The sequence below is a fragment of the Candidatus Burkholderia verschuerenii genome, assembly GCF_001189365.1.
Taxonomy (GTDB): domain Bacteria; phylum Pseudomonadota; class Gammaproteobacteria; order Burkholderiales; family Burkholderiaceae; genus Caballeronia; species Caballeronia verschuerenii.
Genome location: NZ_LFJJ01000094.1, coordinates 1 through 19,824, shown reverse-complemented (window position 1 = coordinate 19,824; position 19,824 = coordinate 1). Strand labels below are relative to the sequence as shown.

The 19,824-nt window shown below is 62.7% G+C and carries 17 protein-coding genes and 1 pseudogene; 7 read left to right on the top strand and 11 right to left on the bottom strand.

The features are described from left to right. Positions 1-231 precede the first annotated feature (231 nt). Positions 232-630 (top strand): DUF4279 domain-containing protein, encoded by a 399-nt coding sequence (locus BVER_RS16720; protein ID WP_157056091.1) that lies wholly within the window; start codon positions 232-234, stop codon positions 628-630. A 907-nt stretch (positions 631-1,537) separates the two neighbouring features. Here the strand turns inward: BVER_RS16720 and BVER_RS16710 are convergent. From BVER_RS16710 to BVER_RS16690, 5 genes and pseudogenes are all read right to left on the bottom strand, one after another. After that, entirely contained in the window at positions 1,538-2,035 is a 498-nt protein-coding gene (locus tag BVER_RS16710; RefSeq protein WP_050454268.1) for a hypothetical protein, read from the bottom strand. A 337-nt stretch (positions 2,036-2,372) separates the two neighbouring features. Continuing rightward, positions 2,373-4,592, bottom strand: a complete 2,220-nt coding sequence (locus tag BVER_RS33970) for a hypothetical protein (RefSeq protein ID WP_050454267.1) — start codon at positions 4,590-4,592, stop codon at positions 2,373-2,375. Beyond that, positions 4,589-5,346: pseudogene (locus BVER_RS33965) on the bottom strand (PP2C family serine/threonine-protein phosphatase). The gene BVER_RS33970 and the pseudogene BVER_RS33965 overlap by 4 nt, the downstream one beginning before the upstream one ends. Then, entirely contained in the window at positions 5,336-6,013 is a 678-nt protein-coding gene (locus BVER_RS16695) for a vWA domain-containing protein (RefSeq protein WP_050454266.1), read from the bottom strand. The pseudogene BVER_RS33965 and the gene BVER_RS16695 overlap by 11 nt, the downstream one beginning before the upstream one ends. 365 nt (positions 6,014-6,378) lie before the next feature. After that, the gene (locus BVER_RS16690) at positions 6,379-6,696 is read right to left on the bottom strand and encodes a hypothetical protein (RefSeq protein WP_198155277.1); all 318 of its coding nucleotides are present in this window, start codon (positions 6,694-6,696) and stop codon (positions 6,379-6,381) included. A 126-nt stretch (positions 6,697-6,822) separates the two neighbouring features. On the opposite strand from BVER_RS16690, the gene BVER_RS16685 reads away from it, so the two are divergent. Genes BVER_RS16685 through BVER_RS33955 form a run of 4 tightly spaced genes read left to right on the top strand, consistent with a single transcriptional unit; the run spans position 6,823 to position 10,201 of the window. Continuing rightward, positions 6,823-8,394, top strand: a complete 1,572-nt coding sequence (locus BVER_RS16685; protein ID WP_050454264.1) for a recombinase family protein — start codon at positions 6,823-6,825, stop codon at positions 8,392-8,394. Next, complete coding sequence (locus BVER_RS16680) at positions 8,387-9,304, top strand: ParB/RepB/Spo0J family partition protein (protein ID WP_050454263.1); 918 nt, start codon at positions 8,387-8,389, stop codon at positions 9,302-9,304. The genes BVER_RS16685 and BVER_RS16680 overlap by 8 nt, the downstream gene beginning before the upstream one ends. Then, the gene (locus BVER_RS33960; protein ID WP_232316589.1) at positions 9,301-9,627 is read left to right on the top strand and encodes a ParB/RepB/Spo0J family partition protein; all 327 of its coding nucleotides are present in this window, start codon (positions 9,301-9,303) and stop codon (positions 9,625-9,627) included. The genes BVER_RS16680 and BVER_RS33960 overlap by 4 nt, the downstream gene beginning before the upstream one ends. Before the next feature lie 7 nt (positions 9,628-9,634). Further along, positions 9,635-10,201 carry a plasmid partitioning protein RepB C-terminal domain-containing protein gene (locus tag BVER_RS33955; protein WP_232316588.1) on the top strand — a complete coding sequence of 189 codons (567 nt, stop codon included), beginning with the start codon at positions 9,635-9,637 and terminating at the stop codon, positions 10,199-10,201. 24 nt (positions 10,202-10,225) lie between these two features. On the opposite strand, the gene BVER_RS16670 is transcribed toward BVER_RS33955, so the two are convergent. After that, positions 10,226-10,711, bottom strand: a complete 486-nt coding sequence (locus BVER_RS16670; RefSeq protein ID WP_050454262.1) for a hypothetical protein — start codon at positions 10,709-10,711, stop codon at positions 10,226-10,228. 186 nt (positions 10,712-10,897) lie between these two features. Between BVER_RS16670 and BVER_RS16665 the strand changes: the two genes are divergently transcribed. Next, positions 10,898-12,055: a sensor histidine kinase gene (locus tag BVER_RS16665; RefSeq protein ID WP_050454261.1), complete on the top strand. Its 1,158-nt coding sequence runs from the start codon at positions 10,898-10,900 to the stop codon at positions 12,053-12,055. A gap of 93 nt (positions 12,056-12,148) precedes the next feature. On the opposite strand, the gene BVER_RS16660 is transcribed toward BVER_RS16665, so the two are convergent. Beyond that, complete coding sequence (locus tag BVER_RS16660; RefSeq protein WP_050454260.1) at positions 12,149-12,646, bottom strand: response regulator transcription factor; 498 nt, start codon at positions 12,644-12,646, stop codon at positions 12,149-12,151. Between the two features lie 815 nt (positions 12,647-13,461). On the opposite strand from BVER_RS16660, the gene BVER_RS16650 reads away from it, so the two are divergent. After that, on the top strand, positions 13,462-13,926 hold the full coding sequence (locus tag BVER_RS16650) for a hypothetical protein (RefSeq protein ID WP_050454258.1): 465 nt from the start codon (positions 13,462-13,464) through the stop codon (positions 13,924-13,926). Between the two features lie 115 nt (positions 13,927-14,041). Here BVER_RS16650 and BVER_RS16645 read toward each other — a convergent pair whose 3' ends face one another. The 4 genes from BVER_RS16645 to BVER_RS30255 form a co-directional block, all read right to left on the bottom strand. Beyond that, positions 14,042-14,815, bottom strand: a complete 774-nt coding sequence (locus tag BVER_RS16645; protein WP_050454257.1) for a hypothetical protein — start codon at positions 14,813-14,815, stop codon at positions 14,042-14,044. Positions 14,816-14,891: 76 nt separating this feature from the next. Continuing rightward, a complete protein-coding gene (gene mobF, locus BVER_RS16640; RefSeq protein ID WP_050454256.1) occupies positions 14,892-17,909 on the bottom strand; it encodes a MobF family relaxase in 3,018 nt (1,005 codons plus the stop codon). Positions 17,910-18,633: 724 nt separating this feature from the next. Next, positions 18,634-18,939: a hypothetical protein gene (locus BVER_RS16635; RefSeq protein ID WP_157056089.1), complete on the bottom strand. Its 306-nt coding sequence runs from the start codon at positions 18,937-18,939 to the stop codon at positions 18,634-18,636. Positions 18,940-19,212: 273 nt separating this feature from the next. After that, a partial coding sequence (locus BVER_RS30255; protein ID WP_157056088.1) for a site-specific integrase occupies positions 19,213-19,824 on the bottom strand: 612 nt, incomplete at its 5' end.

The following is a 19,824-nucleotide window of genomic DNA, read 5'->3' as shown; positions in this document are numbered from 1 at the left end:
GCCATGGCGTAAGCCCTCCCGAGGGCAGGTTGACGAACTGGACATTCATCAACTTACACCACGGCCACCCCTGCCTCTGCGCTCCTGCCGCCTCAGCGTTTTTGCACATCATTCTGCACACTACCTTTTATCGAACGAATAGGAAGCGGTCGGACGCGTCGCGGCATTTCAACTCTGCAAAGTCGTGTCGTCCGTGGCGTGCAGTTGAACGTGGCCGTTTCGGGAGACACCATGAATGCAGCCGTACTTTGGGTCCGAGGCGAACAAAGCGCAGTCGACCATGTGCTGAATCAGCTTGGGTTGACGCCGCAAACAAGCTGGAAAAAGGGCGACGTGAAACGGCGTGATGCTTTCCACACGATGTCGGGGTTTGGCATCGATATAGCCGATGCGAAGACGCCACGCGAGATGTGCGACAGCGTTCGCGCGATGCTCAGTCGTTGCAAGGCTTTGAGCATTCCGCTTCGAGGCGCCGATTTCGCGGCCGAGTTGTCCTTGGGCGTCAGCGTTGGGACGCAAGACCAATTCGTGGCAGCCGTGGAATTCACAGCCGAAGATTTGTCGCTAATGGGCGAACTCGGCGTCAGGCTCAGCGTTGTCGCCTATCCGAGTTCGGACGACAACGAATGATAGCCGGAAAAGAAAAAAGCCCTTGATCGTGAGATCAAGGGCTTTTTTTGCAATTTGGTGGCGAATCAGGGAGACAAGGACAATTCCCGGAAACGCGCGCCCCGCTTGGCTCAGCTTGGCCGAGGGCCCTAAATCTGGTGGTCCACTGGATTGGACCACCAGATTTTAGCGCCTTAGAACTCTTCGAGCGAACGAAACACCCGATTAAAGCATCGGGGCTGTTAGTATCCCTTCGACCATGTTGAGCAGAAACGGCGTTGCGAGCCAGTTCACTTTTTACTCTTTCCGGTTTAAGAAATATGTCTCTTACTGATTGGATAGCCTACGCTGAAAGTCTTGGCGCAAGCGTTCTGGCTTGGATCGTCTTTGTGCTCCTCGCTGTCGCGATGTGGTGGCTAATAGGACGACTCGCTGTTGCGTTCACTGCGATCGCTTGGGCGATCGGAGGCGTGATTGGAGTTGTCGCGAGGGGCGGGGTGAGCATTGTGCTGGCGGGCTTGATAACCCTGGTCGTGTTTCACGCGTTGTAGTTCAGTTTGATATAGCGGAACCGCCAACAAGCGTGATGAATGCAGTGGCAATGGCGCCAAGCATGAAACCGAAGCCCCCGGCATCAAGTTCCTTTTGAGATATTTGCATTGAGTCCTCCGGATGAGATCGTGCCTTTTCTCACTCAGCTGGCGCGCAGTCAATCGGCGGCACCCTTTGGCTGACGAAAGGACGGAATGCGTGAGCGTCGCCCCGTAGTCAAGCTTGTGCTCGACAGTTCAAAGTGTTGGGCGGCGCCACGCCTCGCTTGAAGCAGAACGGTCTCGAACCATCTGTTGGGACTGAATCGCCGCAAAACCCGACAGGTGCCTCAAAGCAACGTGAGCCGGGCTTTCATTTGCTTGAAACCACTACGACATCAATAGGTGCTTTCAAACAGAAACGGGCTATTCAGTGGCAATCGAAAGCTCGCCCCACGAGCGGTCGAGACGATGACTTCATAGCGGGGTAGGCATTTTTCCTCCTCTAACCAGCCCGCCACGTCGCACAATCGAGTCTTCCGATCCGGCTTGCTGCCATCGAAACCGTTTGGTGAGAGAATCTCAGCGCGCTCGTTGGCGGCGATCTTGGCGGCGTTTTGGGGCGGAATTTTTACCTCGGCGTATATCGTCATTCGACCCGTTTGAGCAGGCTCGATCGCCTCTGGAAAGTCGGGAAACTGCAATCGGGCCTTTTCGGACCAAGCGGCGCCCATCAGCAAAGGAAAGTTGGCGCTCTCGCGCTCATAGTCGGGTTTGCGCAGATCGTGAACCTCAACGCTAACGATCGAGGTCTTTGCTTCGCTGATATTGGTGATGGAAATGTTCCAGCACACGGTCATGCGATCGGGCGTGCTCAAGCCCTCGTCATAGTGCATGACGCAATCGCCTTTTGAGCCTATGTCGATTCGCAAATCGTCGCGGTGCAATTCACTCGCCGCATAGGGGCCACTTCGAAGTAGGTGCCCACGCCTGTAATCAACGTCTGTTGCTTCTCGCTCATAAGCAACAGCGGGGGGGCTGCGAGTATTCGCATAGTTTGCGCAGCGAGAAGAGTTCCGCGAGTGTGGCTCGGGCGAAGCCACCGCTCTATTCAAACGACTTAGCCTCAATGTCAAAATCGTCTTACTTGTTTGTCGGCGAGCCTTTTCGATCACGCTGTCGCAACGGCCGCTTCCTTGATATTTAGTTCTTACCCGCTCAAATTTCCTGTTTCTACTGCGCCCGAGGATAGGAGCGTGCCGTTTGGCAAGCGAGGTCAACCGTTTCGAGCACCGTCGCAACGTGGGAACCGGAGACAGCCCCAGAATTGCTTTCCAGCGTTCCGGCCTCGACGCGCGGTCTGAAGGCGCATTGCCGACGAGCACTTGGGGCAAAGCGGTGGTTTGGCCGCTTGCGGCGCCTGCGCGGGCGGATGGGTAATTCGAGGCGTGGCCGGCGGAGCCGCCGGGGGCGCTGGCCGCTTCGGGACGACGATCTCAACGAGTCGCGTCGGCTGGGGGCAATGCCCAGCTGCTCGCAGTGGCGCCGAGCGGCTTCCCGGCTTTCCAGCGCCTCGCGGAGCGGAGGGAACGCCATTGGGTTGGCCGCGGCGAGCTTTGCCGGCGCCATTTTCAGGTTGGCGAGCCCCGCCCGCAGCTTGCTCTCGATGGCGACGCGCTTGGTTGCCCACGCCGATTTCGCCGCGCTCTCAGCCTGCGCGTCGGAGGCGTCGCGCAGCGTGTTGTATCGAAAGTTCTTCTCGTGGTTCTGGCGCCAAGCGAGGAGCCGCGCCGTGTAGGCCTCGCCGAAACCGGGCACCATCAACACAGCGCCGCGCGTGATGTCGTTGGCAGTCTCGATGCCGAAAGACGCCAGCGTCGCCGTTTTGGCCGGCCCGATGCCGGAAATTTTTGCGCGCCGAATCAGGAACCCGTCGAGATAGGCCGCCCGTTGCCGGGACTCGCGCGTGCTTTGCAGGTCCGCGAGGGCGCGCGCAAGCTCTTGGTTGAGCGCTCGATGCTGGTCGACGGCGCTTTCAAGGTCTGCCCGCAGGGCCAAGGCGTCCACATAGCCAATGCGCCTCAGCCAGTCGACAGCGGCGGCTCGCGCCCGCTCGTCCGCGGCGACGAACGCCTTCTTCAACGGCTCAGGGTCGACCTTCGCCGCCGCCGCGGAGAGGGCCGCGGCCAAGCCGCAGACAAGCCAAACTACGAACAGCTTCGACATCGTGGCCAACGCGATCAAAGCGGGAATGATCCAGAACAGGCGCGCGTTTCTTCGCTTCTGCCGCTCCGCCAAGGCGTCGTGCGCGGTCGGCTTCGAGACGCCCGCGTCCGCGCACGAAGAGGGGATGAGATCCTCGGGGCACGACAAGGCGAGGGCCTTGAGGGCCGTCCACACGCCGTCGATGTCGAACTGATCGGCGCCGGACGGCGCCGTCGCCGGGAAAGACAAGGCCGGGAACATGTCGATGCCCGACTGGGCGAGCAGCCGGCACCACGGGCAATCGCCGGAGGATCGCGGAAAGTAATGGGCGGGAACCGCCGCGCATTGCCGCAGGTCGGCTTCGAGACCGTTGAGCAGAGCGACCCACTGCGCGGCTGTCGGGCGCTTGGCGGGGTCGACGCCGAAGGCGGCCTCGAACGCAGCGATCACCGGCGCGGGAAAATCCTCAAGCCGGATCGAACCCGGAGGCGGGACAGTCCGAGTCTGCGCTCGCCGGGCGATCGAGAAGGCGAAGCGGTTTTGCGCGATCGACTCGCCGAGGCTCAGATCGGCGTCCGAGCAACGCCCGGCGTAGGGATGCCGCCCCATCGCCAACAACTGGAAAATGGCGACCGCGAGCCCGAAATGGTCATGCGCCTTCGTCCGCTCGATCTCCCCGAGGCGCGCGCCGTGCAGCTCGGGCGGCGTGAAGTCTTCGGTGCCGACGATGCACCGATGCAGCCGGCCTTGCGCCCGAAATTGGAAGCTGTCGGCGTCGATCAACGCCACAGTCGCGCTCGGGCTGACGAGCACGCCCGAATGATTAAAGTCGCCAATGACGCAATCCATGTCATGGACCGCGGCGACGGCGCGCGCGACGTTGGCGGCGGCCCGCGCGAGGAATCGATAGTCCGCGCTCGGAAATTGGATCTTTCGGGACTTGGGCCCATAAAGCTCGTGAATCGGCCGGTGCTTGGACACCAAGCGCATGACGAAGCCGGCGAAGCGCCCCGACTCGTCGGCGGCGATTTCCAGCGGGAAGGCGACAAGGCTGGTTCGCTCCGACAGCCGGCTCCCCACCATCGCCGACACTTTGTTTTCGCGAGGCGCGCGCAGATCGCTCTTGTAGAGCTTGACGGCTTTGCCCGGGCGGCCTTCGATGAAATAGACGTCGCCCTCTCCGCCGCGGCCCAGCAAGCCGCCGAGCCGCGCTCGCTTTCCCGAAATCAAGACGGACGGCGCGCTCATCGGCTTGAAAGGAGGACCAGGGTTTTGTCGTCGTCGGTCCGATCGCAGATCGGTTTGCCGTCGAGGTAGCGGCCCAGCGCTCCCGACAACGCGCCGAGGCGGCCTCGCTCGCCCGCTTGGTCGATCGGCCGCAGCATCGGCTCGAAGAAGCGCGGCGACGGCGCCAGCGTCGCTTGCTCCAACGCCAGCGACTCGATGCCGTCGGAAAACAGCGCGAAAGCGTCCCGCCCCGCGTCGATTCGCCGGGCGCGCAGCCGCGCTTCGGGGTCGTCCGTCACGAAGAACGTCGTCGAAGCGAACTCGCCGCTCTCGGGGCCGACACGGTCTCCCACTGGCCCCCTGTTCGGGCGACCACGGCGCCGTCGCCAATGTGCAGGCACAACGCCTCGTCGCCGCTTGTCGCCAGAAGAACCAGCGTCGCGGCCAACTGCCTTCGGTCGATGTTTCGGTTCGAGGCGGCGCGCCCCAAGCGGTCGCGCAGATCGTCGATCCAGCACACGGTTTGGCCGTCGCTTGGAAGGCGCTCGTTCCGCTCAAACCACTCGCGGAAGCGGCAGGACAGAACGCGGCAAACCAGCGATGCGCCTTCTCCGCCATGGCTCGCGCTGCCCGCGCCGTCGGAGACGACGGCGACAAGCGAGCCCCGAGCCGACAGGGAGACGCTAAAAGCGTCTTGCCTGCGCGTCCCTTGCCGAATATGCGACGTGCCGATGCGCGACGCGGCGGCCCAGCGCCAGCGCGGGTCAACCCGCAACGGCCCACCCGTCCGGCGCGGTCGGATTGGCCAGCGGCACCGGGTCGCCGGGGCTGGACCGAGACACCGAGCCCAAGGACGCGGACAGCCACGAGAAGAACTCGCGGAACGCGAGCCCCCTGAGCTTCAAAGGCTGGCGCACGGCGATCTGCGAGAGCAGGGCCATGTCGGCCTGCTCGACGCCGACCGCGTAGAACATGAACTCCTTGCGGTCCTCGCCCGAGCGCACTTGCTGGGCGGCTTCTTCCCAGCGGTCCGGCGGCGCGCCGTCCGTGAAAAGGAAGACCCATGGACGGTAATACTTCACGCCGTTCGCGCGGTAGCGGTCTTTGCGCTCGCGCAGAAGTTGAAGCGCTTGAGCGATCGCTTCGCCCATGGGAGTCGATCCGTTCGCCTCGTAGGCCTCCGGGAAGAAGCCGTCCATCGTGGCGAAGTCGTGCCGAACCGCGACCGGCCCGAACGTGACGATCGCCACTTCGACCCGCTTGGCCGCCATGGAGTCCGCATACAGCTCGTCTTTGAACAGAGACAGCGCCTCGTTGAACTGCCGAATCGGCTCGCCCCGCATGGAAGCCGACGTGTCTAGCAAAAGGATGCACGGGCAGCGAGGCTCGGGATTCTCCAACAGCTCCGCGTCGACGAACGGTTGTTGCTCGAACTCTTCCATGGGCCCTCTCCGTTATTTTTAAAGTCGGACAATTCCAGCGGGCAGAGTATAAAAGGGTTTTTGGGCGCCGAAAAGGAGTGTGCGTCGAAACGACAAACCATCGAATCGCTGCTGAGCCTCGTCCCGACGCGAGCGGCGCGTCGCGGCGCAAGCCATGGAACCAACAGCCCCCAAGGCTGAACCGACAACTCGCCTGACGCGCTGCTGGCCAGCCTTTTAGGACGAACGGAAGCAATGACACTGGCGGTTCAGCGCGCTAAATGCGCTTCGCATCCACCGGCTTCTCAAAGCGTGGGCCGCCCTTGGCCGACATCGATATTCCAGATGCGGTCTGAGCGTCGCAGGGCGTGCCGCGGGCACGAGGGCTATCGGCACCCAGAAAGCAAGTCGATCGCTTTCAGCAGGAGCTCAATGCACGCGTCGACGTCGCTCCCGGATCCGTCGGCTCGCCCTGCCATGACCAAACAAGCGGCGTGGACGGCGTTCGAATGCCGCGCGAGGGCGAGCAGATGCTCGCCTTTCGGCCCCCGCGTCGCGTTCAGCCAGTTTTGCGCGGTTCGCTCGCTGGCTCCGGTCCAGCGCGCCGCGACTTTGACCGCGTTCGCGGAGTCTCTGAAGTCTGACTTCAAAGCCACCGCGATCGCGAGGGGATATTCAGCGCCGACGGGTTGATCGTCGCGCAAGTTCTTGCGGTTCCTTGGCAACATGTTTCTCGCCTCCAAACGTATAGTTTCCGAACGGGAGAGTCAACGAATGGCTTGGCGCGTCGCTTGTCGGCGCCGCCGGTCCCCGAGCGAAGGAGGCAAAGCGTGATTTGGCCCGCGCGCGATCGAAAGAGCAACGACGGAGCCGCCGGGCGAGCGCGCGCGGCCGCGTATGTGCGCATGTCGACGGAGCACCAGCAATACTCCACCGAGAACCAACGCGAAGTCATCGGCGCGTTCGCCAAGTTGCGCAATCTCGACATCGTGCGAATTTACGCCGACGAGGGCAAAAGCGGGCTGCGGCTCGATGGCCGAGAGGGTTTGAAAGCTCTTCTGCGAGACGTGGAGTCGGGCCGGGCCGACTACGACTTCGTGTTGGTCTATGACGTGAGCCGCTGGGGACGCTTCCAAGATCCGGACGAAAGCGCGAGCTACGAAATCCGATGCAAGCAAGGGGGCGTTCGCGTCCTCTATTGCGCGGAGCAATTCGAAAACGACGGCTCCCCAGTGAGCAGCATCATCAAAAGCCTCAAGCGCTCGATGGCCGGAGAATACAGCCGCGAGCTCAGCGTCAAGGTTCACGCGGGGCAAACGCGCTTGATCAAAATCGGCTACCGCCAAGGGGGCGCGGCGGGCTATGGGCTTCGACGAGCCGTCGTCGACCCGTCCGGAGGAGTGACGGAGCTCGCCGCCGGCAAGCACAAGTTCGCCCAGACCGACCGGGTCATCCTGCGCCCGGGTCCGGCGCAAGAGGTGGACACGGTGCGCGAAATCTACCGCGCGTTCGTCGAGGAAGGCCGCGCCGAGAGCGAGATCGCGCATGCCCTCAACGCGTCGGGGGCGCGCACAGACAGAGGGGCCGTGTGGACGCGCGGGACGGTGCATCAGATCCTGATAAACGAGAAGTATGCGGGGCACAACGTTTGGAATCGCGTCTCCTACAAGCTCAAACAAGAGCGAGTGAGAAACCCGCCCGCCGAATGGGTGAGGAAGGACAACGCGTTCGAGCCGATTGTCGATCAAATCCTGTTTGACGCGGCTCGCCAAATGATTCTCGCGCGGTCTTATCGCCTGAGCGACTCCGACATGCTCGATGCCCTGCGGCGCGCTCTTGGAGAGCACGGCTATCTCTCCGGGATAGTCATCGACGAGACGCCGGACTGCCCGTCAAGCAGCGCGTTTCGCGGCCGGTTCGGAAGCTTGTTGCGCACGTATTCGCTCATCGGCTACCGCCCGGACGGCGACTACCGATACGTCGAGATCAACAGGCGCTTGCGAGAGATGCACCCTGAGATTGTTCGAAAGGCCAAAGAGGCGATGGCGGCCGCGGGGGCTTCCGTCGAGGGCGACGCGGAACCGGGCCTTCTGTGGATCAACGCCGAGTTCAAGGCCTCGTTGGTTCTCTGCCGATGCCGCGCCACGCCAGGCGGCGGCCTGCGTTGGATCGTTCGGCTCGACCATGCGCTGCGGCCCGACCTGACTGTGGCCGTCCGAATGGAGCCGGACGCTCAGGCGATCCGCGACTACTACCTCCTGCCCGCATGGGGGATGGGCGAAACGATGCTGCGCATCGGAGAGCAAAACGAACGCGGCTTGGAGGCGTTTCGCTTTGACGACTTGGAGATGTTGGCTTTCATGGGGCGCAGAGCGCCATTGCGAGGAGCGTCTTATGGATGACGAAGCCAAGGGGTTGGGAGCCACGCTGCCCCGCGAGGAGCAGATCACCTTGCTGCCGGCGGGGCGCCTTCGAGTCCTCAATCCGCGCACGCGCAACAGCTTTTTTTTTGCCCAGCTCGTGGAGAACATCGCGACGGTCGGCTTGAAGCGGCCGATCACCGTGGCGTTTGGGGGAAACGACGAGGGCGGCCCATGGCACGAGGTGCTGTGCGGCCAAGGGCGATTCGAGGCCCTGAAATCGCTGGGCGAAACCATGATCCCTTGCTGCGTGGTCGAGGCGGATCGGGTGGAGCGTTTTCTCATCAGCCTGACGGAAAACATCGCAAGGCGGCGGCACACAACGGAGGAGCTTCTCAGCGGCTTGCAGATCCTCAGGGATCGCGGATACACGAGCGAGCAAATCGCCAAGAAGACCAACTTGGACTCGAGCTACATCAACAACATTCTGCACTTGTTGTCGAAGGGCGAGCAGAGGCTGCTTCGCGCCGTCGAAAAGAAACAAATCCCGATGTGGGTGGCGCTTGACATCTCGCGCTCATCAAGCGACGAGATCCAAGCCGCGATGGTTGCCGCTTACGAGAGCGGAACGCTGAAAGGCGATCAACTGATCAAGGTGCGAAAGCTGATCACCAAGCGGGAGGCGATCGGGAAGGCCTACCATTCCAAAAAGCCAATGCCCAAGGACGCGCCCACCCCGCAAAAGCTGCTTCGGACCTATCAAACCGAGGCTCGGCGCCAACGCCGCATCGTCCAAAACGCCGCGTTCCAAGAGCAGCGGCTTCTCATGATCACATCGACGTTTCGGAGGCTGCTCGCCGACGAGCATTTCCGCACCTTGCTCACAGCGGAAGGAATCAAAGACATTCCGCAAGCGCTCGCGAGCCGCATCCCCGAGGAGCTATTGCCATGAGCGGCATCCAGCACGGATTTGAGCGGAAAATCATTGAAGTTCCCATCGCCCTCATTCGCCCCAGCGCGCCGATGGCGCCCCGCGTTTTGTCGACGCCGAAGTTTCGAACCATTCTTAGCTCGGTGCGGGAGCTGGGCGTGATTGAGCCATTGGCTGTATTTCGGTCGGCCGACAACGAAGGCGAGTATCACTTGCTCGACGGGCGCCTTCGGCTTGAGGCGCTCAAAGAATTGAAAAGGCAAACAGCGCCGTGCATGGTGTCCTCCGACGACGAAAGCTACACCTTCAACCCGCCACATCAACCGAAGCACTGCCGTCCATGATCATCGAATGATCCGGGCTGCGCTTGCCAAGGGGGCATCGGAGGAGCGCATCGCGGCGACCTTGGAAATGGACGTGAAACGCGTCCGAGAGAAGATTCATCTGCTCGACGGCATCGCCACGGAGGCCGTCTCTTTGCTCAAAGATCGCATGGTGATCCCGAGGGTTTTTTCGACTTTGAAAAAAATGAAGCCCATGCGGCAAATCGAAGCCTGCGAGATGATGATCGCGGCGAATCGCTTCACGGCGAGCTACGCGGAGATGCTTCTGGCGACCACGCGCCCCGACGCTTTGGCGGAGCCGGCGAAAGCGAAGAAGGGCGAACAGATCTCGCAAGAAGACCTTGCGCGCATGGAGAAGGAGATGGAGCGGCTGAATCTCGACAGCCAGGCGGCCGAGGAAAGCATCGGGGACACGATGCTGACGCTTGTCGTCGCCAAGGGCTTCACGACGCGGCTGCTTCGCAACGAGACGATCCACGAGCATCTGCGACGCCACCACCCCGACCTCTTGGCGACATTGGTGGCGACGATGGAGGCTATTGCTGCCGACAGCCGCAGCCCAGAGCGAGAGTAGGCTCGCGGCGCAAACACTCCGCCACTATTTGCGTGAGGCGCGCTTGTCGCGCAACGCGAAGAGCTCGGCCAGCGTCAGCCCCGGCCCAAGCCGTCGCTCGATTTGTTCAAAAGCGCGGACAACCACGTCAAGGCGCGTCTCGCGCAACTGCCGGTCGTGCTCATTGATTACATCCGTGGCCGCAGCCAGCTCGCGCGCGTCGAGCCCCCAGCCGCTCAGACTCCCGGACGCCAGCACCCCAGAAAACGCGGCTTCGGCGGCGCAGAGCGTTTCCTCTTCGATCTCGCCATGGCCCGCCGCGGCGATCAGGCCTGTCAATGCGACGGCTTGCGCCAAACAACGCAGAGCCGGCGCGTCGCCTCGGCAGGCTCGCGCGACTTCCAGCGCCATCCGCGCTTGAAGGGCAACTTGCGCGACCGAGTCTCGATCCAGCGGCAGATACAAGACTTTCTTGTGCCTCGCCGCCTTAGCGACGCTGCGGATTGGCTTGCTCGGCTTCGATTTGGGCATGGCGTGGATGGAGGTTCGTGTCTGCCTGCGCAGGCCGCGAGGCGATGGTGGCCGGCGGGACGTTGAAACGGGAAGCCGGTTTTGCGTGCGCGCTTTCGCGCCGACTGAAGTCGCGGTAGCATCGCGGCTGAGCGCAAGCGGCGAGCCAGCCCACGTTTCGCCGCGCGCAATCTCGCGAATCTTCTAATGAAAAACAAGAACGCGCCGGGCGAAGGGCTGCCCAAAGACACCGCTTTCGAAGCGGAGACGTACGCGCTCGCGCAGCTCGTCGACGTCATCTGCCGCCGGACTCCGCAGGCGCAGGCGGCTGTCGTCGCTTCGCCCGCGCGAGGGCCATGGCGCGCGGTCGCCGCGAGCGCCCGATCCGGGCAACGCATCGCGAGCGGGCAGCGACTGGATCGGCCGGAGCACGCTTGGATGGCAGAGCGCGGCGAGCCTTCGGTCGGCTCGCAGCCGCTGGACAACAGCGCGTTTCGCTTGCGCCAACCAATCGTGCTGCGCGACGGAAGCTTCTTTGGCAACTTGTGCCTTGTGGCTTCGCGCGCGGACTCGGTCGCTGACGCCGGGCTTCGCGACGCGGCGGGGGTGTTCGCGGAGCTCGCCGCTCTTTTGATCGGGCAAACGCGGCGGAGCGCCGACGCGGAGGCGAGACTGGACAACGAGGCGGCCGCCGCCGAGCAGCGGGAGCGCTTTGTCGCCGTCCTCGCGCATGACCTGCGCACCCCGCTGTCCACCGTGCGAGCTTTGGGGGAAACTCTCTCCATCGCGCCCGAGCGCGCAAACTTGCCCCGGATCGCGAAAATTCTCTTGGCCGCAGTCGCGCGCATGGCTTCGTTGATTGACGGCGTTTTGGATTTGGCGCGGGCTCGGCTTGGCGGCGGCATCACGATGCGCTGGCAGAGCTGTCCGGACCTCGCCGAGCGGCTTTCGCAGATTGTCGAAGAGGCCCGGGCGGCGCATCCGGGGCGACGGATCCACAGCCAAATCCAAATTGCGCGCGCAGTCGACTGCGATCCGGCTCGGTTGCAGCAGCTTCTCGGCAATTTGCTCGACAACGCGTTGACGCATGGCGATGAAGGCCGGCCTGTTTCGGTCGTCGCTGATGCGAACGAATCGGAGCTCGTCATTCGGGTCGCGAACGAAGGGGCTGAACTCGACTCGGAGACCATCGCTCATGTCTTCGAGCCGTTTTGGCGGCCGAAGCGATCGAAGCGGGCGGAAGGGCTGGGCCTCGGGCTTTTCATCTGCGCACATATCGCCACTCGGCATGGCGGATCCATCCGAGTCGAGTCGGCGAACGGCGCGACGACTTTCGTGTTCTCCATGCCCAACGCGCGCGCTTGACGCGGCGCGGTTGCGCACCGGGCGCGGCAAGCGGGAGCGCCTGTCGTGAAACGCGCAAGCGCCGCGCCGCCGCAAATGGCGAAGCGTTCCAATTCAGGGTTGAGGGCGAGCGGCGAACGCCGCGTCGCGGGCGCGCCGGCGCGCTTTCGCCCATTCCCGCGCGCCTGGGCACAGAGCGTCAATCACCGCGGCAAGCTCCGGCGGCGAGACGGGTTTGCCGAGAAACGCGCCGAAGCCGGCCGCGATCGCGTCGCGCCGAATCTCCGAAGCGTCCAACGCTGTGTGCGCCAGAAGCGCCGCGTCGTGGCGCGCGGCGGAGCGCATGCGCCGGCCGATCTCGACTCCGCTGACATCCGGCAGCGATATGTCAAGGATCACGGCGTGAGGCCGCCACGTTTGGAAAAGCCAGAGAGCCGACTTGCCCGCGAGCGCCACTCGCGTGTCGAAGCCTTTGACTTCAAGAATCGCGGAGAGCGCGTCGGCGATGTCTTGATAATCGTCGACCACCAGCACGCGCCTTTTGTCGATAGCCGGGCGGACCTCGTCCGACCATTGTTCGAAGCGGCCGATTGTTTTTCTTTTCGCATTCATCGCGTCATCTCAAAATGATTTTTGCCTCGCGCCTGCGCGGCGACTACGTCGGTCATTTCGCAATAATTGGGCCAAATTATGTCTCAAATTTTTGGACCGCCCGAAAACGTTTGCGATTCTATGCGCGGGGGGCCTCGACCCATGCTGCCCAGGGAACGGGCCAGCCTCGGGGGCACTCCGTCGCCGAACGTCAGTCTCCGACGCTGGCGAGGAATCGGTCGATTTCGCTTTTCGCCCTCGCGGTCGCGTCAATCGCGTCGTGAACGGTTGAAAACCTCCGGCTCGGCGAGCAGCCCGCGAAGGCGAGCCGCTCGGACAACGGGGGCGGCACGCGACCGTGGGGGCCCTCGACGGAAAGCGAGAAAGATCCGCTTTCGTTGGACGAGGCGCGGAGAAGATATCCGCGGTGCGCTTCGCGATACTCGATCGACGAGCGACCGTGGCGTCGGCGCCGCGGTTTAGCGGAGGCCGGCTCCGCTCGCTGTTCGAGTGTCGCCTCGCGGGGCTCATGAGAGAAAAAGACGAGCTTGGCGCGCCGAGCGGCGCTCCGCAAAAATCCCGTTGAACACATGGTCATCGTTTTGATTTGTCGTTGGAGTTGTTTTGCGCGCCAATTTTCCCCGGACGCAATCTGATGATGGCGCTGCGCGCGCGTTCGCGGAAGTGGTCCAGCGAACCTCTGAACGAAACTAGAGGCAGCGCTCGGAACAAACGAGAGCGCGTCGAATAATTAAAGAACGTTGAAGACCGCGCCGAAAAGAAGTTCTGAAACCGGTCGGCAGGGCGCCAGCCGACGAAGCGCGGAGGAACCGGAAATGAATGAACAGAATTTCGATTTGGGCGCAATGCTCACCGAGCTGCGCGACGCTAAAGGATTGGCAGAGCAAGCGGCCACAAGCCTGCGGAAAGAAGAGCGGGAAATCGACGAGCTTCGAGCCGCGTCTCTGGCCGCGCTTCGGGACGCGAAGGGGCGCGCCGGGCCCGCGGCGCAGAGCGCGCAACGGCTTGAAGATGCGGTCAATCGCCTCGTGTCGCCGCAGTATTTGTCAGTTGCGGCGGGGCTTCGCGAGTGCGCGCAAGCGGCCGCGAATTTGGAGCCGATCATCGAGCAAGCGGACGCAAATCGAGACGGAGCGGAAGCGATCGAGGCCGCGAAGCATCTGCGCGACTTCGCGGAAAACTTCGCCTCGCTTCGGCAGCTCGCGCGGGCCGCAGCGAAGAGCAACGAAGAAGCGCTCGCGGTTTTGCGGCAGATTCGCGCCGCGGCCGCGCTGATGTGAGTCGCCGGGTTTCTTGACTCGTCGTTCTTTTCGGTCTCTTTTTTGGCTATACACCCGACGCACCTTTTCCCGTGGGGAAACCAACGAGCGCGCAAATGCGAAAAGCCGGCGCAGATCAGCACTTGATCGAGCCGATCGAGCGAGCCGCTTTTCCGTCTGAGCCGATCGGATGAAAAGTGATTTTCCATCCGCAACCGCCGAGAGCTTCGCAGACAAAGACGACGTCTCCAATACTGTCGACTTGCGAAAGCGGGCCGTCGGAGTCCGAGATTTGAACGCGAGCAAGCGTCGGCGCGATAGGCTGAGAAAGGCGTACGCCGTCGATCGCGGCAAGCTTGCAATGAAAATCCAGCGCGAGGATCCCGTCGACGACGCGCGTTTTCGCTCGCCAACTCGCGCGCACGAGCGCAGATTTCTTGACGGCCACACCTGTGGCTTGTTGCTGCCCGCGCAGCCATTCGCCGATTGCCTGAACCCCCGAAACGGAAAAATCCGGAGTGGCGTGGCCATCGAACTCTGAATCGAGCGCGGCCGACATCCTCGAGTCGATTCGTTGAACCCTAAGGCTCACGGCGTCCAAGCGTTGTTCCATGCGCTGCGAAATGAGCGCCGTTTTCTCGTGATTCAGCTCGATCGCCGCCAGCAATTTTGCTTCAAGCCGAGCAATGTCGGAAGTTTCCTCGAAGGAATTAAAGTCTTCGCCTGCGTCAGGCCGCGGAGCTAAAATCGGCATGGTCGCCAAATCCAGCGCGCGATCGAGCGCGTCGGCGGGCGTCGCGCCCGACGGAAGTTGAGCGGCGACTTCTCGCAATTGCGCCTTGCGCCGCGCGGAAAGCCACACGCTGATCTGCTCGCGGCCCCATCGTTTTTCATTCTTGGATGCGCTCAATGCATTCCTCCTTTTGCGCAAAACAACCGCGCCGCCGCTCGCGCGTTGGCGAACCCGTCAGCTTTTTGTCATCGTTTCAACGGCAAAGCTCGGGCGCGGTTTCTCGCGGATGGTCGCGTCGAATCCCGGCCAGCTCGCGCAGCGCCTCCTTCTGCTCCTGCGAAAGCGTTTCGCGCGTTGATGCCTCAAGCGTTGAATGGGTCGGCGCTCGCGTTGGCTCTGGGGTTTTGATCTGCGCGGTCGCGCTTTCGCCTTGCGTCGGCATCGGATAATCCAAGGTCGTGCCTTTCGCGCGGCTGCGGCTCATGCGCCGCGCCAAGGCGTCCACGGCTTGGTCTCGATCGAAAGTTTCATCTGGGCGAGAGAGGTGCGACTCAGGATCGCCCATCGCGATCGCCGACGCGTCGACGAAGAGAGTCGTCGCGAAACGCGAGCGGCTGGCGGCGACATACGTCCACTCGCGATCGGCCATGGCGTTGGCAAGCACATACGCGCTGTCGACGGTCCGGCCTTGGCTTTTGGCATTCGTGAGGCAATACGCGTGATCAAACCGGCCGAAGGCTTCGGGAATCCGCACGCGGCTTTTTTCCCGGGCGTTCGGGTCGTCGAGCGCGACGATCAGCTCGGGGCCGCGGACCGTGGGCTGGATGACGGCGATTGTCCCTGTCGCGCCGATCGCGACGCCCAGCTCGCGGTCGTTTTGAGTGAACACAATGCGGTCGCCCGCGGCGAAGCGCTTGATTGCCGTTGTGTCGTCGCGGCGCTTGATCTCGATCTCGAGTCCATCGCCGTCGCGCACGTCTCCTCGCTCGACGAGAACCGCCCGGGCGCGGGCGTTGAGCTCGGCGACTTCGGCGCGCGTTCCCGCGATCATCATTTTCTTCGGCAGCGTTGTTTTGTCGGCGGCCCACGCGGCCACAAGCGACTCCGCGGCGGCTGATTGGCTTTGCGAGAGGCGCAAGCGCCCATGCGCGTCAAGCAATCGAAGCGCGGGCGCGGCGTTTCCGGTCGCGAACAGCTCGACAGCGTCGCGCAGCCACTCATGGTCGAAACGCTCTCTCCATTTCTCGATCGTTTGGCGAAGCCACGCGCTCTTTTCGCCGAGAGCCGCGAGCGCTTCGAGCTTTGACTCGTCAGGCAAAGCGCGCATCGCTGCGACGTGCTCTCGGCGAACTCCTGAGCGTTTCGCGCCCGCGCCTTCGAGCCAAGCAAAAAGCGGCTCAAAATCGGTGCGTTGGCGGCGGATGATTGAGATTTGCGCCGCGCCATGCTCGCTTGCAAGCGCGCAAAAAATACCTCCGGCCTCGATGGGTTGAAGCTGCTTGGAGTCGCCCACGGCGATGAATTTCGCGCCAGCCGCGCGAGCGGCGTCTTGAAGCAAGCCGAACTCGCGCGAGCCCACCATCCCAGCTTCGTTGAGCAGCAAGATAGAGCGTTCATCAAGACGGGCGCGCCCGTTTTGGATCGAGAGAAGCAAACTCGCGATGGTGCGCGACGCCACGCCCGTCTCGCGGTTCAGATTTTGGGCGGCCGCGGCGGATTGGCAACACCCCACCACAGAGAAGCCGGCGTCTTGATAAGCGCCGGCCACGGCGCGAAGCAACGTGGTTTTGCCGGTTCCGGCCCAGCCTTCGACCAGCACGTGATTTCCAGTTTCGGCCACGACATGCAGCGCAGCGGCCCGCTGCTGATCGAGCGAAACGCCGACGCCGAGCGCGGATCGAAGCTCGGTCTCCAAGGCGTCGAAACGCGCGTCGACAAGGCGAGGGTCTACGCGATGCCGAAGGTTGGAGGCGCCGTCGCGAACGCGGCGACTGATCGTTGCCTCCAATTCCAGCGTCGCGCGCGAGGTGAAGACAGGCGTCAGCCGCTCGGTCATGCCGAGCTGAACAACGCGCTCAAATTCCATGAACCGATCGAGCTCGGCCAAGCATTCGGCTGCGGACCACTGCGCCATCGCTTTCTCGCAGATAAGAGCCAAGGCTTCTTGCGGCGTCGCGCACGATTGCTTTTCCGTCAGCCGAGCCAGGAGCTCCGCGTGGTCAATGCGAAACGCTGGGCAGGCGTCGCGCTCGGGCGTCTCTTCGCCCAAGGCGAGGCCGCGTTCCGCGGTCTGGCCGCGCGGCGACGGCGTCGCTTCCCTCGATCTCATCGCCGCGACGGTCTCGGGCATCAGGCCCAACTCGCTGGCCATTCGATCGAATCGGTTGAGCAACTCAGGCAACGGCGGCTCCGACTTGGCGGAGCGGGTGTTCACCGCGGCGACATCGCGCGCCGCGCTTAACGAAGCTGTGAGCGCGCCCGCGTCGCTCAGGTTCTCAGCGATCTCTTGGCTTCGCTTCGACATGGCGCGGCGTTGCTCGTCGGTGACGCCGACAATCTGGAAATACGGCCCGTCTGCCGCGATCAGGAAGCCGCATTCGCGCAAGCGCGCCGCCAGCTCAACACGGAAAAGGGCGCCCGTCGCCATCTTTCGGTCAAACTGTGGGCGTTGCTCCAAGGCGCTCCATTCGTCGAAGTTTGCCCTCTTGCCCGCGTTGAACAGGAACGCGTGGACGTGCAGCTGCGGATCGAGCGCGCGGCTCGCGAAATGCGTGTAGCACGCGGCGATGGACGCATCGGCGAACTGCCTGATTGCGCCGGCGCGCCCATGCCGCGTGATCGACGCTTGCTCCGCGTAGCCGAGCGCCGCCCGCGCGGCTTCGTGAAGGCAGGCGACAAGCTCCGCGCGCGTCGCGGCGTCAGCGCCGGCGAAGACCACGGAGACGTCTTTGGGGGCGGAGAACGTCATGTCGAGGCCCATGACATGCGCGTCGCCAGCGCCTTGCGTCAACGGCGCGCCGGTCAAAGGATGGAAACCGCGCGAGAGCCGCTCGACTTGCTCGGGCTCCGCGATCTCGCCCAAGCCGAGAGCGTCTTTTCCGGAGCATGCCCAAAACGGCGGGGGGCCGAGTTCGGGGTGTTTTCCGCGCGCGTAATCGTCGAAGTCGCCGCGCTGGCGCGTGCTGGGGGCGCCCAGATAATCAAGATAGCCATCGCCGCCAAGCTTTTTGGTTTGGTTCTTGGCGGAGTTGATTTTGGTGATTGACAGCATTTTGGGCGGTGGTGACGCGCAAACGCGGCCGGCGAGCGCCACGGCCAGCGGCGCGCGAGCGCGCAGGAATATTCGAGCCGGCCGAAAGCCTTCAAAAAACTAATCTATGCGCGAAGGCGGCCCTTCCATGACGAATCGTCATCGACAAGGGCGGCGACTTTGCGAGTTTCGGACGCTTCGAGGCTGTTCCCGATGGAAGGCGCGCAATGGAAGAGGGGCGCAAGTTGGCGAAGCGATGGTTGCGCGGGACGGCAAGCAGATTGGCGGGCGGTCTCGCTCCGCAGAGGCGAGGCGGAGCCTTGGCGTAAAATTCCGACAACGCCTTCCACGTCGGTGCCGGGCCGAATTGACCAATGCAAAATCAGTCAAGCTCCACGCAAACCTATGTGCCCGTTATCGGAGGATTCTCGATCGACGACATTGACTACGTCGTGGTGGTGGAAAACGAAGAAGGAGACATCCTTGAGCTGTTGGTGAAAACCAAGGGCGGGGGCGTGTCATTGGTCCCTGGGTCTTCCTCTGTCGCCGCATTCCTCGCCACGCTTCGCCACAAAGGCGTTCCGGTTTTGCATGTCCGACGGCCAAGTCCGACCCCGGCCCCGGCCCCTCCGAGCAAGAGGCCTTCACCGTGAGAGGCATTCGCTCTGCGACGAGATTTTAGGCGCCCGCCTGCCGTGCGGCGGAGCATGCGGGCGTCGCGCTCAAACGATTCTCTCACCCACGCTTAACCGTTTGTCTCGTTTCCGTTGCCAGCGTTCTTCTCTGTGTCGGCCGGCTCGGAGAAATCGGAGAAGTTGATTCGCGGAGGCGTATAGCCAAGCGGTTTGATTCTCAGTTCGCAAGGGAAGAATCGATCGCGGCACTCCACCACGTAGTCTCGAACGACTTGATCCTTCTCCCCTTCAGCGTTGAGCCTGGCTCCAATGTCAATGCTCATGACGCGCACGGTGTGCGCGATCGCGGCGGCGAATTCTTCGTAAATTCGATCAAGCTTTTCGCTTGTCGTCGGGGGCGTTTCTCGATGGTCCATGGCGCCGTCGCCTCGTCGGAAAGCCGACAACCTCTCTCGCGCTGCTTTGCGCGTCAATGCCTCCGTTGCCTCTCGTCGCTGTCCGCCGACTGACGGCATGCGGCGATCACATTCGCAAAACCAGCGACGAAGTCTGTCCGCATTCGGAGCGGCCCCCTCTTGCGGTGGCTCGATCGTGTTAAGTATGCCCCGCGCCCGAAGCAAGCGAATGAGGCGGTTGCGACGCTGGCCGCAACCGCCCTATTCTTCAACAATCAAACGCCCGGGAGCTTGTCAATTGAGCAGTTCGGCCAGCTCATCAGCTCGCAGCAGCACATAATCTCTTGTTTGGGAGCGAGACGAATGTCCGACCATGCAGCTGATGTGGCGTTCTTTGAGTCCTCGCTCAAACATATACCAGCGGCTGATCGCTTCGTGTCGAAGATCGTGGAATCGAAAATTGACGATTCCAGCTTCCCTGACGTAGCGGTGGAAGCAACCCGAGGCGGCTGCCGGGTTCTTTATCGTGTGAAAAAGGCGCGGGTCGTTCGGGTCTCGCAAATTCTTCAGCAACTTGATGACTCTGCGAGCGCTTCGGCCCAATGGGACGGGACGCCATTCGCCACTCTTGCAGTGATCCTCGGGAATCACCCATACCACGTACGACGGAAATTCCGACCACTCGGCCAGCACCAGCTCCTGCAATCTGGCTCCGGTCGCAAGCGCCAAGCGGACGAGCAATCTCCAATGCAAGCGAGTGTCCCGCTTGATTTGACGTCGTCTGGCCTGCAAAATTGAATTTGCCGGAATGGACCCGACGACGCAGTCTGGTGCAGACGTAAACGCACATCTCAGCCAGGTCTGCAGCGCACGAGTAGAGGTTGAGGCATGATGTTGAGCTGAAAA